Below are 13,855 nucleotides of genomic sequence, written 5' to 3' on the forward strand. Positions count from 1 at the left end.
GAGTAGGAAGTAAGCAGATAATTAAATGCGTATTTGCATGCCATACAACGTGAAACCTATTGCCACTGAAATAATAATGGCTGTGAATGCTTTCACAAAACCAATCGGATTACTCCAAAAGATTGCAAGCAGTAGAGTGTAAATTGCAGCTTGAAATACTAGAATTATGAAAAGCACAAGTGCCCACGAAGCAAGCCTTGCTTTTGCGGACGAATGGGCGGAAAGAGCCATCAAAATTTGCTTCTCGGTAGTCGCAAGCACTATCGCCGTAATTAGCAGAGCCAAAGCTGGCATTAGGAAGTAAATCGCAAGCCCACTTGGTATACCGATGCCAACAGTTGCAACACCAGCCAAGGGTGTAATCAGGAGAATCCAGAGGAGAACTCTCTTTCGCATCATTAGCTTTAACTCACGGATTGTGAGAATGAAGATGATTTCCAATTTTTTATCTCCATTTTTGCTATAGATGTGTAGGCTCTTCTTTTTTCGCTATGAGCTCTGCTAGAATTGAATCAACTTTTCGAGGGCTTAGGCGAACTGCGCTGATTTCGTCGTCCATCTGTTTTATGATTTCCGAGGGCCGAACTTTAGCTGAAAGTTCGATAATAAGCGACCCATTCTGCTCGATTGCGGTAATTCCCTTGTGTTGCTGCATTTTTGCAATAGATTTGCCGGCCTCGATGGGTTGGATTATTAGCTTTTCGGGGCCAGTGGCGCTTCTAAGTTCGTCTAGGGTTCCGCAAGCAATCAATCTTCCTTCGTGTATCAATGCAATGCGATCGCATATTTCGGCATCTTGTGGGCGGCTAGTTGCCATTAAAATTGTATGTTTCTTTGAAGCCCTGCGTGCTAGAAGATGTTCCCAAAGTCGTTCTCGCGTTGGCGGGTCAATGTCAGCCATTGGCTCATCGGCAAGAAGCACCTCTGAAGGTGAAAGCAGTGCTCTGGCAGCCTCGAGTTGCTTCAGCATCCCTTTGGAAAATGATATCGCTGGTTTGTTTCGCAGGTCATCAAGACCAACGAGCGATAGGATGTCTCTAATCATTGATCGTCGTTTGCGCCTTGGGATGCCGTATAAAGTTGCGCTAATCCATAGAGTTTCAAAAGGAGTAAGCTGGGGATCGACTGCTGGTTTTTCGAACCATATTGCCGGGGATGTGTTTGTGCTCATCGTTACTGTGCCAGCATCGGGTTTGATAATTCCAGCAAGGGAGTAGATGAGTGTCGTTTTCCCTGAGCCGGAAAATCCAAATATGCCGAACACTTCACTCTTATAAACTTCGAGCGTAATCCCAGCGAGAGCGGTCCTAGTGCCGAATTGCTTTTTTATGTTCTCCGCTCTGATAATTTGCTGCATCTTCTTTTTAAGGAATATGCTTTAAATTGTGGCATTGAGGCTGACTCACCGATTATAACATTAGCGATTCGAATATACAACGGCTACTTGACAAAGTTTTGGGTTTAATTTCTTTTTAAATTGGGGAGTTTTCCTAAAAAGAGGGATTGCTTCCTATTTTGTCAAATTAAGGATTAAAAAGCAAAGGAGGGAATTGTTGTGAGGAAGGAGTTATTGTTTGCGTTAGCAGCAATCTGCATCGCGGCGCTTGTTGCTGGATGCGGAGGCGGAGGCAACGGCGGAGCTCCAGGCACCTTATTAACGATTGGTGCCGATGTTTTTACTGGTGCCACAGCAGGTGTTGAGTCCGTTAGGGCAGATACTACTTTAATTGCCCCTCTTGATCCAGGGACATTGGTAGTGGCTTACGACTTCGAGACGGGCAAAGAGGTCGCGCGTGGAACGTTGGATTCCACTGGATGGTGCACCCTTAGAATCACACCCGGTCTAACTGTGGCTGTGGTGGCAACTGGCACTAGAAATGGCAAAAATTATAGATTTTCGACGATTATCCCTCAAGTGCCAGTAAACCCTGGCGAGTACGTCTTGAAGGCTGAGACAACAATAGCAGCAGAAGCAATCGCCCAGAAGTTCTTTAAGACAGGCACCCCGATTGATGAAGACACGTTTAATAAAGTTGTTGAAGCCGCACGTGCTTTTGTGCAAGCTCATGTAGATGCCGATTATTCGCTGGAAGGCAATGTTATTGGTGGAACTGCTTTTGGAGCGAGCAATAGCCTTTCTGATGAGGTTAAGTCCGAAGTAGAAGATGAAATTCCAGGCACTATTGATGAAAAGCTTGTCATGGCGAAACAGGCGGTCCAGCAAATCAGAGAAGCTGGGGTGCCAATTGAAGCCATGGTGAGCCAAGAGCCACAGGAAATCGAAAACATCTTCACCAACCAAGTTACGTCTAAGTACAGTGCGCTTTTCGACCGACTTTCCAAGCTCATTGTGCCTGCCATTTCAGGCAACATGACTTATGGGGCATCTGAAAATATAAGTGTATTTGAGCTGACGATGGGCCAGGCATACAAGGCAACTGCAGGCTTGGACGGACGGTTGAGCCTAGAAAATACAACTGGCGGCGAAGCTGGCAAGATAATTATTTTCTACTCGGAGGCGCCAGCAGGTACTTACAGGCTTACTGCAACAAAGTCTGGAAGCACATGGACAGTAAAGCAAACACTGTCCAGCGACCCTGCGCAGGCATATATTGTTACCCTTCCTGAAATTCCCGAAACTGGGCCTGGTGCAAATCCATCGTTTACAGGGACCGTCAGCCTTAAGGATTCAGTGTTTACCTCTCCGTTAACCTTCAATGGAACAATAAGTGCATCGGGACCAGATATGAACCATTATTCCCAGGTAGTCTTTCAAGGAAGCTTAGATACTCCCAATTTAGATGCCCAGGGTAGATTCCAGGCTAATTTCTTATCCAGTTTGCCAAGCGGTGCCAGCCCGGATGATTCCATCTATGACTATTTAACCAGTGCTTCCATGACGAATGCGAGTATAACGGCGGCTGGTGGCGGTACAACCATCACGATTGGAGGGAATATCTCTATTTCGCAGGCGCTTGTAACCTCCAATGGATATCCAGATATGGTGGGCAAGCACGTGGAAATTTCAGGGTCTTACAGCAACAGTCATAGTGGCCTCAACTTTGAAGGCAACATATCGTTTGACAGAGCGAACCCTGAAGTTGATTTGGACGAGCCCAATGCAAGTGCGACACTTGTTCTGCATGGTGAACTGGTCCGCTCTGGCCACCCAACATATTATGCCGATATGCGCTTCACATTGGCCAACAGCAAGATTACAAGTCAGATTGACTTAAGGGCTGGCAGCAACACTCTTGCTGGCACAGGGAGCTTGCAGCTAAGTGAAGGTGAGCCGACAAGCGGTTCGCTTACCCTAACGAACCAGAGCGGTGTGGAGTTTGCTATTTCAAGAAATGCGTCTGGCGTTCTATCAGGAACGGTGAAGGTTGGAGGCGAGACGAAAGCAAATATTACTATGGAAGGCAACATTCTAAAAATCACCTATACAGATGGAACGTTCGACGCTTTTGAGCTGTAGAATAAAGTGTTCCCAAATTTAAAATATTGGCAGGGCGGGGTGACAAACTCGCCCTGCCTCCTTTTTGCAGAATTTGGCGCCAATATGAGGTATTTTCGCGGAAGAGCTCTTAAATTTGCTTTCAGCATTTGCTTTATCTTGTGTTTAGCTTTTCTACCCCGACTTGAAAGCTTGGCTGCACCTTCGGTAAATCTCCCGGCTTTCTATGATGCCAATGACCTCTTTCAATTGTATTTCAAAGACTCGAAGGTTGATGACTTACACATTGTGGCGGGAGCAATGGCTTCCGGAACAAACAATGTTGGCTCGCTTTGGGACGTTGGGAAGGAGAATCAACCGTCGAGAGTTTTTAGAAACAATAGCGCTTACGTTACCATAAGTACCAATAATTGGATACGCATTACTTCTCGCGAGTGGTGGGTTGGCTTCGGAAGGGGCAAGCGCGAGGAATACCGGGGTAATGGCGACGCGGCGCAACTTTGGATTGACCTAAATTCCGGCGTAAATACCAAGCAGTCGTATGCCCCTTCTGTACAAAGCACTAGAATTTCAGGCGATTGGGTTGGCGTTGGGCGATATGTCGCCTTCAAAGCAGGTGACGTCCAAGGGACCGCCGAGATAGCATTTCGAAGCATTGATGCTGAGGAATATCTAGCTCGTAGCCTTGTGGGTAATGTTTCAGGTGAGGATTTTGAGGGGATGTTGAGAATCGAATCGTCGAATTCATCGCTGGGGAGCGTTAGGGGTAGGGGATGGTCTCTAGATGCCAGCGCTGGCTTCACAATTGGCAATCGTTGGATGGGCAAGTTCAGCGTGGAAGGTTTAGCTGGAAAAATTCGCTGGCGCGGATTGTTTGTTGACGACGGTTGGATTACTTCGCCCGGAGTATTCACCGACCCAGAGGGCTTCTTGCATAATTGTGGTGGGATAAGCGGCGCGTCTTGGCGTGAGGATGCAACTCTTAAGATTAACCCATGTTGGCGTCTAGACCTTATCCTGATTGGCAATCCTAATCTGCTAATTGGGGTAATTGGGCGACCGGGAGACCGCACTCTTCCCAGTGTAGGCGCCGCGTGGTCGCAAAGGACGCAGTGGCTGCCCTACTTCCGTTGTTACCCAACGCAAAGTCGCCTTGAAGTGGGGGCGGTTGGCAGAAGTTGGCAATTCCGCATATCTGGGGATGATTGGATTTTTTCTTCTCCCAAGCATGCTGAGATCGCCGTCTCAGCGGCGGCGATCTCATTCTAAGCAAGGTAAAGCATGGGCTACTATAGCGATATCACGTTGAATAAGAAAATCATAAGCTGGTGCTTTACTGAAATAATCTAAAGTCTCACGTCTATAATTGCGCTAACACCAACGCCGCTTACGCGTTTTAGATCCTTCACGACATCCTTTGACTCGACGGGTACAAGCGCTTTAATGCGGAACGTTCTGCCTGAAAAACTTGTTTCAAGCTGAGCGACTGCCTTGACTTTTTCAACGAGGTGTGCCGGTCCGCTTACTTGAGCAGCGCCTACATATCCTCCTTGGCCAATGCTGATAATAGGCACTACTTTAGTCCTGTCCTCAACACCGACACCTTTGTTCAGAGTAAGCTTGTTGATGGTGTTGTTTATTTCATCACTAAACTTGTCAACAAGAATTGCAATTCCAGCTCCTTTTAGGACGTCGCCAAGGTTTGCTCCAAATGCAGCCATTGTTCCGATAAAAATGCCGAAAAGAAGCAATCCTGCAAGGCCGGTGGCAAACAATCTGCTTTTGATTTTCATATTAGCTACCTCCGGGAGTTAAATGTGAAATCTACAAATGTATACGATGGATTTATGTGATAGTTACATGAAAAACCCCCGGAGCATCTACTCCGGGGGTTTTGTTGCTTAATTTAGGCAGCGCCCTTAGAACTTGAGCTGGAACTGGGCAGCAGCCTTGCCACCGCGGTAGTCGCTGCCTGCGGTGCCATAAGGAGAAGGCACACCCTGCTCATACTCAATGATCTGGTAGAGCAGCTTCAGGCTCGCATTCGGATTAATCGAATGCCCAATACCGATGGAGATATATCTTTCCTCGGTATCGCTACCGGTTGCCGGCTCCCAGTTCACTTGCTCCCAACCTAGATCGATTGTATTGGCAGAAGTTAGACCATACTTCAGTCCAGCTCGCCAGTACGTAATCTTGTCTAGGCCAGAAGCGCTAACAACTGCGCCCTGGCTGATGGCGCTGCGGCCAGTGACTGCTACGGCATCGTCGCTCGGCTCGAGGAACTGTCCCTCGGCGGAAAGGCTGATCTTTGAGGTCAGCGTGTAGTTCAGGCTTGCCATCGGCCCTTCGACGTTCGTGAGGTTCACAGCACGACCCAGCCTGGACCAGTAGCCCGGGGCATTGTAGCTCGCTTCGATGGTGGAGAATCCACCAGCTATGGCGAGGTTCCCGGTCTGCCAGCACAGCTTGGCATTCCAAGCTGTGTTATCGTCGTCCAGTGCAGGATTGACTGCTGTCAGCGTATCGTTGGGGTCGGTCTGTGCCCATTCGGCTGCAAGACCGAGATTGCCGAATGTTAGGTTCACGTCGGCGCCGAATATCTGCTCACGACCAACTGACGGAGCAAGGCCAGCCTGGTAGTATGTCAAGCCGAGGTTGTTGCCCTCTGAAATGCCAATGACGGCCCTTGCGCCACCAAGCTGTGATACTTCGATGTCACCCTGAAGATCAGGAGTGATTAGGTCGGCGACGCTGCTCACAGCCTTGCCAGCAAATGCAGTAAGTGCAACCTTGCCGAGGTTGAAGGTCGCGCTTCCACCATCGAGCAAGTAGTTGCCCGAGTCGAGGATGCTGACGTTGGTGTAGCTGTCAGGGTCCACGAACTTCATGGTCAACGGTGTGAGCTGGAGTGGGAATCGCCCGACCAACAGCTGGGTGGTGCCGAGAGGCCCGAGCTTCATCGCTCCGTCAAAATATGCATTCCAGAGCGTGAAGTCATCCACCGAGCCAATTGCGTAGTTCAGGTAGTCTCCGGCAACTACTAGGGCCTTGACTGCCTGAGCATCGCTCACCCTGCCCGTGATTCCGAGCTCGAAGTCCGGCAGGAATCTTGAATTGGCAAGTGGGTTGTCAGGCGTTGCGGCGCCCTGAACACCTAACAGTCTGCTGTCTCTGTCTACAGCAGCGCCTTCGTTCACGACATCGCCCAGGGCGATCGCGTTGGCCTCACCTGTCAGCCTGACGCGGCCTACCTCAGCTTCGAGAGCCGAGACGCGCTCGTTAAGCGCTGCCACGTCTCTGCGGACAGCTTCTACATCCACGCCTAAAGCGGCAAGCTCATCGCGGAACTCGTCAACGAGCTTCTTTAGTGCCGCCAGCTCTTCAGCTCCGACGCCAGGCTTACCCTCAGGTCCTGGAGGTCCAGCAGGTCCGGCAGGTCCCGGAGGTCCCTGAACTCCTCCCGCGGCAGTCGCCTTCTCGACGATTGCTGGGATGGCTCTCGCCAATGCCTCAGCAAACTCGTAGCGGGTCATGGCGCGCTTCCCTGCAAATGTGCCGTCAGGGTAGCCCACGATGATTCCCGCATCTACGAGCTGCTGGACAGCGTCGTATGCCCAGTGATCAGGCGGGACATCAGGAAATTCCTGAGCTAATGCTAGGCCCGCTGCACCGAAAATAACGGTAGCAGCAATCAGAATCGCTAGTTTTTTCATTCACATCCTCCTTGAATGTGTTTTTGGTTTACTCGGCTGGAGGATGTTTTTTTAATTGACGGGTTTATAGCCGCAGGAAATTAGAGAGTATCCGTGTTTCCTCTCTGCTCCTTTGGTTTTATTTCCGTCCATCCTCCGGCCTATCTATCACCACAAGGTCTCTCACAGGCCATTCAAGGTATCCTTTTCACCTCCTTTCAAACCTGTGACCTCATAGTGTGATAGCCTAGCTAACAAGCATACTAGCAAAATTACCAGGTTTTGTCAAGGGCTAACTTATAAGTTTTTTCGAAAAACTTGTATTTGCCTGCAAGATTACCAAAATAAGCTCTTCTATACCTGTTATTTTCACCAGTTGCCGAATACTTATACGATGGCTTTGCCTCCTTGGTTACAGTGATTTTTTGTTTGGGGATTTTTCCGTAAAGCCTCGATTAAGTATTATCGGCTAGGTAATTTTTACAGATTAGCCCGATTTGTATAATGTCCTTTTTGAGAAACATTCAATCGCATAACTTAGCGCTTCTTAATAAATGTTGAGTTTCTCTTATTTTGACTACCCATCAAGTATTTTGGCTAAACATTTTTAGATTTTTGACGTGGGGTTGGGAGAAGGGGGTGGGTTTTGAAGCTAGTTACCGGTTTATGTAATCCTCTGCGAGGATTACAGCAACATAGTCATCGTACGGACGATTTGGTGTAAGCATGCCTCTTGGTATTAGGCGCAAGAGACCTTTTGGGGGATTCTCTTTGAAAAAACGCATTCGCGCGCGAAGAGTAGAATTCTCTTCATTGACAAGTTCAATTGGGAGATTTGTTTTGCTTTGAATGTTTTTAAGTAGAGTTGCACTGCCTGTTCCGGAACCTATAATGATGCAAGTGACACCATACTTTTGCAGAAGAGCGCCTACTTTGCTTGGTATCTCAGTTGTCTGTACCACTTCTTTGTGAAGGATGCCTGCTTCGCTCACCACAGCCAAACCACTTTTTTCGCGCCCAGGGTCAATTGAGAGTACTGTTCTCATGAAGGCTCACCGATTATGAAATTGAGGGTAACGGGGTCTGCTGACCATATCTGAGTCTTGGCTATTGCCCTTACTTCTACAGGCTTTCCAGTCGATTTGATTTTGTCGACTGTCTCTAATAGTTGCTCACCTGGTATTTCTACTACAGACATCTGACCCTCTTCATCATACGTAGGGATAACACCTTTCCCGATTGCTGCCGAGCGAACTTCGCCCTTGAGAAAGCTAATCAATTGCCCGAGGATTTCGCCACGAGAAGCATTCCCATTGATGATTGTGCTTGCAACTTCGTCCCCAGGTGCGTATATTAGGCGGTTATAGTTCAGCACAAAGTCTACCAGCGTCGTTTCACCTTCGATTGCGTTATCGGCTGAGATTAATCTTACGACGACCGTGCCAATGCCTTCGGAGATTTCGTCTACCACGGCGTCGATGTTCTCAGCCTCGGTTGCAAACCGTCTCTGTCCTGAGTTGCTACTCACAATCTCTTTTGGATATATTTCGACAGCGCGTCCATTTTCGCCCACTTTGGCTCCTAATGTTTCTGCACGTTGGCTAGCCTCGTTAAGCAAGCTTATTAGTTGGGACCGGATGTTTGCTTTTGAATCAGCACAGTTAACTACTTTTCTGACAATTTCTTGGTTAGATCTGAATATAACTGTTTTTTGGCGCATGGCCGCATACTGCCTGCCTTTTGCTTCCAAGCTTCCCCAATATGCTTCGGCTCGCTTTGCAAGCTCAGCAACTTCTTTTTTGCGCCTCTCAACCTCGATCAGCCTGGCCGCCAGCTCGGCTTTCGCTTGACGAAGTTGTTCGTTGGAGTGTGCAAGCTCTGCTTTTCTTTGCTCTAGCTCAGCGCGATTGCGAGAAAGGTCTGATTTGAGTGTATTCAAATCCTTTCTGAGGCCAGCAATTTCTGCCACCAGCTTGTCTCGTTGTTTAACTGCGGCTTCTGCTTTTCGACGTGCTTCAGCTGCAAGCTCTTGCTGGCGGGATAGTTCTTTCGTCGCTCGCTCTATGGCTTCCTTTGCTGCGATGTATTCTTTTCGGTAAATTTTATTTTGTCTAATTAGCTTTTCGCCTTGTAGGATAAGAGTTCGCGCTTGTTCGCTTGCTATCATCATGAAGCTGATGGTTAGGATGGCAATAATCATGCCAGTGATTGTAGTGGTGACGATGGCTGTATATCTGGGGCGCATTCCAAAAAGGCTGAGCCGACGCTTGCCCAATCGTCTTCCCAGCATGTCTCCCCAATACGCTATGAAGCCGCATACTCCTACGAATACGGCTATTGCAACAATTGTTCGCCAAGTCATAATTACTCTTGTTTGTAGTTTTTAAAGCCTAAAGGCTATTTTGCGGCACGCACAATAAGCGCTATGCCAGCAACCACCCCAACTAGTGTTGGAAAGAAGCTAGCTGCGGCGGGTGAGATAGTCCCATTTCGACCCAAAATGAACATGTAATGGGTAAACACCCAATATGCAAATATGATAACTATTGATAGACCCAAGCCCATCGCCGAGCTACTTCGATGGGGTCGCAAGCCAAGTGGCGTTCCAATTAAGGCAAATACCAGGCTTGCAAGAGGTACAGCGATTTTTTGATAAAGTCGGACCCTGTATTCGCTGACGTCCGCTCCCTGTTCCTGGAGCATGCGAATGTAGTCCCTAAGCTGTGAGAAACTAAGCTCATCATATTTACGCTGGTAAAGAGCCAGTTGTTCCGGTGTCTTGTCAATCTTGATTTCTCGTGTCTTTGATTCTCGAAAAGGTACTATTACCGTTGCGCCAGAGCCGAGGTTTTGTGAGTATCCGTTTTTTAGAATCCATTCATTATCGCCTTTCCAGATAGCTTCATTGGCATAGATGAATATTGCTGGCTTATTATTCCAGTATTGGATTATTGCCACGTTGCGTAAAGTGCCTGTTGATGCATTGAATCCTTTCTGAACATAAAAAACCATATTTGTGATTCCGTTATTAGCCGAGATTACCCAAAAAGGTTTGTCGCTGGTAAGCGGTTCGTTTGTCAGTTTGCGTCGGATTGCTTCGTGCTGGGCATTTGTGACGGGGACAACCATTTCATTTAGCACAAAACTTCCTGCAGTTACAAATAAGGACATTGCGATAACTGGTACTGCTATTCGATATAAGCTTACGCCGCCAGCAAAGAGTGCCACGGTCTCGCTGTCGCTCGATAGCCGCCCAAAGCCCAAAAGTGCCGCAAGCAGCATTGCCATTGGAAGCGTCATTACCACTAGCGACGGCAGATGAAGCATAACAAGCTGTGCCGCTTTGAGGAGCGGAGCGTGGTATTCGGCAAGAAGCTCGGTTATCTTAAAGAGCTCCTTACCTGCAAACATCAAGCTGGTAAAAGCGGCAACTCCGAAAAGGAACGGCCCAATCAGCTCTATTAGTATATATCTGTCTAATGTTTTCATTGTTAATTGTTGTGGAATCGGGAATTTCTTGAATGCTGGCAGGGCGAGCGCTTTATTCTTTTGTTAGTCTTTATTCATTTTAATTAAATAACGTATCTCTCGCCTAGGTAGTATTGCCTGGCGATTGGATCGTTCGGCAGTTCACTCGACGAACCCGATGTCATTATTTTGCCATCGGAAATAATATACGCACGGTCGGTTATGGCAAGCGTCTCTCGGACATTGTGGTCTGTTATGATAATGCCAATGTCTTTCTTTCGCAATTCGGCGATGATATCTTGGATATCGCCAATTGAAATTGGGTCAACCCCGGTGAAAGGTTCATCTAGGAGGAGAAACTTGGGAGATACTGCTAGTGCTCGAGCAATTTCAACGCGCCGGCGCTCGCCTCCTGAAAGCATGTAGCCTTTGTAGTCCTTCACCTGCTCAAGTTTAAGCTCGGAAAGGAGTTCCTTTATGCGGGCAGCCCGAGTCTTTTTGGGTATACCGTGCATTTCGAGCACAAGCTGGATATTTTCTGTGACTGTGAGCTTGCGAAATACCGATGGTTCTTGTGCAAGGTAGCCAATTCCTCGTCGTGCACGCATGTACATCGGGAGGTCTGTAATATCCTTGCCCTCAAGGTAAACTTTGCCTGAAGTAGGTTTGACTAGGCCCACAATCATATAAAATGTCGTGGTTTTGCCGGCGCCATTTGGACCCAAAAGGCCGACGATCTCTCCTTGCTTGATGTGCAGAGAGACGCCGTTAACCACATTTCTTCCCCTATAAGTTTTTACTAGATTGTCAGTGATAATCTCCAATTTCGGTCTACTTCTTTTCGCTTGGTTTATTTGCCTTTGGAGTAAGGTTCAGCTCTGCCTGTTTGCCGGCGCCCTGCTGAGCTTCAATCTTACTTGTTTTAAGGAAGACGGTAATGGTTTCCCCGCTGAGCGACGCAGGTTCAGCGAGGTCTGGGTCGCTAATCTTGACGCGAGCATTGCCACTTAGGATTATGCGGTCATCACCTATGGCCTCTGCATTTTGGGCATTGGCATCCACTGTTCTTGATGTATTGGTTTTTTTGTCGGTTTGCCGTGCATGTATTATAACATTGCCTGAACCGATTGCTTTGCCAATGGTAAGCTTTCCATCTTTGCCCTTCACCAGCGAAATCTTGATTGTTTTTGCAGTTACTAATGCATCTGGCATCTGAAGCTTTGGTTCGCCAGTGGCTAAAACTAGGTCCTTTTCGATGGTTATAACTGCGGCTGAAAGCTTGATATTGCCGATAGCTAAGCTTTCCGCGCCGATTAGTCCTGCATACAATATTAAAACAATTGCTGGGATTACGAGGACTGCCGACTTTCTCATTGCTTTCTCCTTTTGGAATCTTGCAAATGGAAAATAGCGAACAAGCGCCAACCTCTCTTTTTTTCTACTCTAGGCTTACCTCAGCGCCCTGAAGAACCAGCTTCGTAAGCCCAGTATCGGCATTGAAAGATTTTGCATGAGCTCGAAGGTTACCGCGATATACTTTTACCTCGCCAATGCCAATAATTTTGCCTTCATGTGCCTTCCAAATGATTTGCCTAACGTTTGCCGACGTCTTTGCGACGGCTGAGATAATCTTCACGCCACCAATAGCTCTAACCTCTTTTGTTCTGTTGTCAGCAGCTATGTCGGGGGCAATTAGGGTGCTTGCAATTTTGCCATCTTGATATAAATTAGCCTTGACGCCGAGGAGTTTCACTTGTGTCTCGTCTCCCCGAAAGGCTTTTGCCTCCCTGAACTCAGCCTCCCATAACTTTCTGCCTTGCTCGTCGTTCCAGATAATTCTTGCCCCTTTGAATTGAGCTTCAATTTTCGACTTTGCAGGTCGTTCAGTTGCTGTTGGAGTCTTTCCCTCTTTAGGTTTCTGACGACCGCACCCAAAGCATAGAACGATAGCTACCAAGGTAGCAAGCAAAAGTTGGAAAACTTTCCGGGCTAGATGGCGATTCATTTGATGTTTCCCGCGCTACAGCCGCGAATAGGGAATCATCACGAGTGTACCACAACAAATATACCTTTGCAACCAACCACCATTGATAATTGAAGGTTTATAGTGGCAACCGAATAATACTTTATTTGATTGCGAATAAAAATCATTTTTAAAAGGGTGATTTTCTTGACGCCACGAGAACGAGCAGTTGCAGCTTTTGAACTTCGTGAGCCGGACGATATTGTTCCGACGTTTGAGCTTCAATTTCAACTTGCTGAGTGGTTGCTAGGGAAGAAGCATGTTACACAAGAGGAGCTCGACATGGCTTCCGGTGCTGAACGTGATAGACTCCTCCATGAGAATGCAGAGCTTTACTTGGAAGAGGCCGAACGGCTGGATTATTCGCTGATTAATGTGTCCATGGGACCAAGAAAAGTTGAAGATTTAATTGAAACCATAAAAATACTACGCAAGCTTGCCGGCAATAAATACATGATTACAGCGCATGCCGATGGGACTATGGCAATCCCAAATGGCCAGAATATGATGGATGTGGCTATTAGGCTTGTCGAAAAAGCCGACGAAGTGCATGAGGAGCTTCGGAGGAATGCTGATTCAACAATCGAGTATGCAAAGAAGCTTGTTGACGCTGGCGCAGAATGTTTTGCCATGTGCGCAGATTACTGCTTTAACGATGGCCCATTTCTTTCACCACGCATGTTTCGCGAGTTCGTGACACCTTATCTTGCTTATATCATTGCCGCAATGCGTGAAATGGGCGCATATACGATAAAGCATACTGATGGCAATATCATGCCGATACTTGACCAACTTGTCGAATGCCGGCCGCATGCAATCCACTCAATTGATCCACAAGCTGGCGTTGACCTTAAAGAGGTCAAGAATCTCGTTGGCGATAAGGTTGCTCTCTGCGGGAATGTAAGTTGTGCAATTCTGCAGACGGGCACGGTTGAGGATGTGATTCGTGATTCCGAGCGTGCTCTTCGGGATGGAATGCCTGGCGGGGGCTTCTTCTTCTGCACTAGCAATACCCCTTTTGTGGGAATGCCTCTTGAAAATTACCTAGCAATGCTTGATGTAAGGAAGCGGCTTGGAACCTATAGAAAATGCTGTGAGTAATGGGTCAACAACAATTTGAAGCGTTCTTATAGTATACTAGGTAGGTTGACAAAGCTTCATTATTGACCTACTATCGGGTGGATAAAAATTGTTTGTTGGCTAAAGGAGGGC

Annotated in this window: 13 protein-coding genes; 3 read left to right on the plus strand and 10 right to left on the minus strand. The window is 47.6% G+C overall.

The window, feature by feature from the left end; genetic code table 11:
* Positions 1 to 21: 21 nt before the first annotated feature.
* Both QHH26_01930 and QHH26_01935 read right to left on the minus strand, forming a co-directional pair.
* The gene (locus QHH26_01930) at positions 22 to 441 is read right to left on the minus strand and encodes a hypothetical protein (GenBank protein MDH7480720.1); all 420 of its coding nucleotides are present in this window, start codon (positions 439 to 441) and stop codon (positions 22 to 24) included.
* A 19-nt stretch (positions 442 to 460) separates the two neighbouring features.
* Positions 461 to 1,357, minus strand: a complete 897-nt coding sequence (locus QHH26_01935) for an ABC transporter ATP-binding protein (GenBank protein ID MDH7480721.1) — start codon at positions 1,355 to 1,357, stop codon at positions 461 to 463.
* Between the two features lie 198 nt (positions 1,358 to 1,555).
* On the opposite strand from QHH26_01935, the gene QHH26_01940 reads away from it, so the two are divergent.
* A complete protein-coding gene (locus QHH26_01940) occupies positions 1,556 to 3,478 on the plus strand; it encodes a hypothetical protein (GenBank protein MDH7480722.1) in 1,923 nt (640 codons plus the stop codon).
* Between the two features lie 279 nt (positions 3,479 to 3,757).
* Entirely contained in the window at positions 3,758 to 4,726 is a 969-nt protein-coding gene (locus tag QHH26_01945) for a hypothetical protein (GenBank protein ID MDH7480723.1), read from the plus strand.
* Positions 4,727 to 4,803: 77 nt separating this feature from the next.
* Here the strand turns inward: QHH26_01945 and QHH26_01950 are convergent, their stop codons facing one another.
* From QHH26_01950 to QHH26_01985, 8 genes are all read right to left on the minus strand, one after another.
* Entirely contained in the window at positions 4,804 to 5,250 is a 447-nt protein-coding gene (locus tag QHH26_01950) for a hypothetical protein (GenBank protein ID MDH7480724.1), read from the minus strand.
* A 126-nt stretch (positions 5,251 to 5,376) separates the two neighbouring features.
* On the minus strand, positions 5,377 to 7,173 hold the full coding sequence (locus QHH26_01955) for an S-layer homology domain-containing protein (GenBank protein MDH7480725.1): 1,797 nt from the start codon (positions 7,171 to 7,173) through the stop codon (positions 5,377 to 5,379).
* A 635-nt stretch (positions 7,174 to 7,808) separates the two neighbouring features.
* The gene (locus QHH26_01960) at positions 7,809 to 8,198 is read right to left on the minus strand and encodes a hypothetical protein (protein ID MDH7480726.1); all 390 of its coding nucleotides are present in this window, start codon (positions 8,196 to 8,198) and stop codon (positions 7,809 to 7,811) included.
* Positions 8,195 to 9,514, minus strand: a complete 1,320-nt coding sequence (locus QHH26_01965; GenBank protein MDH7480727.1) for a DUF3084 domain-containing protein — start codon at positions 9,512 to 9,514, stop codon at positions 8,195 to 8,197. Before QHH26_01965 ends, QHH26_01960 begins: the two co-directional genes overlap by 4 nt.
* A gap of 35 nt (positions 9,515 to 9,549) precedes the next feature.
* Positions 9,550 to 10,641: an LptF/LptG family permease gene (locus tag QHH26_01970; GenBank protein ID MDH7480728.1), complete on the minus strand. Its 1,092-nt coding sequence runs from the start codon at positions 10,639 to 10,641 to the stop codon at positions 9,550 to 9,552.
* A gap of 83 nt (positions 10,642 to 10,724) precedes the next feature.
* Positions 10,725 to 11,444 (minus strand): LPS export ABC transporter ATP-binding protein, encoded by a 720-nt coding sequence (gene lptB, locus QHH26_01975; GenBank protein MDH7480729.1) that lies wholly within the window; start codon positions 11,442 to 11,444, stop codon positions 10,725 to 10,727.
* Positions 11,445 to 11,451: 7 nt separating this feature from the next.
* Positions 11,452 to 11,994: a hypothetical protein gene (locus QHH26_01980; GenBank protein ID MDH7480730.1), complete on the minus strand. Its 543-nt coding sequence runs from the start codon at positions 11,992 to 11,994 to the stop codon at positions 11,452 to 11,454.
* A gap of 64 nt (positions 11,995 to 12,058) precedes the next feature.
* Entirely contained in the window at positions 12,059 to 12,625 is a 567-nt protein-coding gene (locus QHH26_01985; GenBank protein ID MDH7480731.1) for a hypothetical protein, read from the minus strand.
* A gap of 165 nt (positions 12,626 to 12,790) precedes the next feature.
* Here QHH26_01985 and QHH26_01990 point away from each other — a divergent pair, with 165 nt between their 5' ends.
* A complete protein-coding gene (locus QHH26_01990) occupies positions 12,791 to 13,744 on the plus strand; it encodes a uroporphyrinogen decarboxylase family protein (protein ID MDH7480732.1) in 954 nt (317 codons plus the stop codon).
* Positions 13,745 to 13,855: the final 111 nt, after the last annotated feature.

Source organism: Armatimonadota bacterium (assembly GCA_029907255.1).
In the GTDB taxonomy this organism is placed as follows: Bacteria; Armatimonadota; UBA5829; order DTJY01; family DTJY01; genus JAIMAU01.

Coding starts and splice junctions, on each gene's coding strand:
- QHH26_01985 (MDH7480731.1), bottom strand. CDS start 12,625: ATGAATCGCCATCTAGCCCGGAAAGTTTTCCAACTTTTGCTTGCTACC.
- QHH26_01955 (MDH7480725.1), bottom strand. CDS start 7,173: ATGAAAAAACTAGCGATTCTGATTGCTGCTACCGTTATTTTCGGTGCA.
- QHH26_01970 (MDH7480728.1), bottom strand. CDS start 10,641: ATGAAAACATTAGACAGATATATACTAATAGAGCTGATTGGGCCGTTC.
- QHH26_01950 (MDH7480724.1), bottom strand. CDS start 5,250: ATGAAAATCAAAAGCAGATTGTTTGCCACCGGCCTTGCAGGATTGCTT.
- QHH26_01935 (MDH7480721.1), bottom strand. CDS start 1,357: ATGCAGCAAATTATCAGAGCGGAGAACATAAAAAAGCAATTCGGCACT.
- QHH26_01965 (MDH7480727.1), bottom strand. CDS start 9,514: ATGACTTGGCGAACAATTGTTGCAATAGCCGTATTCGTAGGAGTATGC.
- QHH26_01960 (MDH7480726.1), bottom strand. CDS start 8,198: ATGAGAACAGTACTCTCAATTGACCCTGGGCGCGAAAAAAGTGGTTTG.
- QHH26_01945 (MDH7480723.1), top strand. CDS start 3,758: ATGGCTTCCGGAACAAACAATGTTGGCTCGCTTTGGGACGTTGGGAAG.
- QHH26_01980 (MDH7480730.1), bottom strand. CDS start 11,994: ATGAGAAAGTCGGCAGTCCTCGTAATCCCAGCAATTGTTTTAATATTG.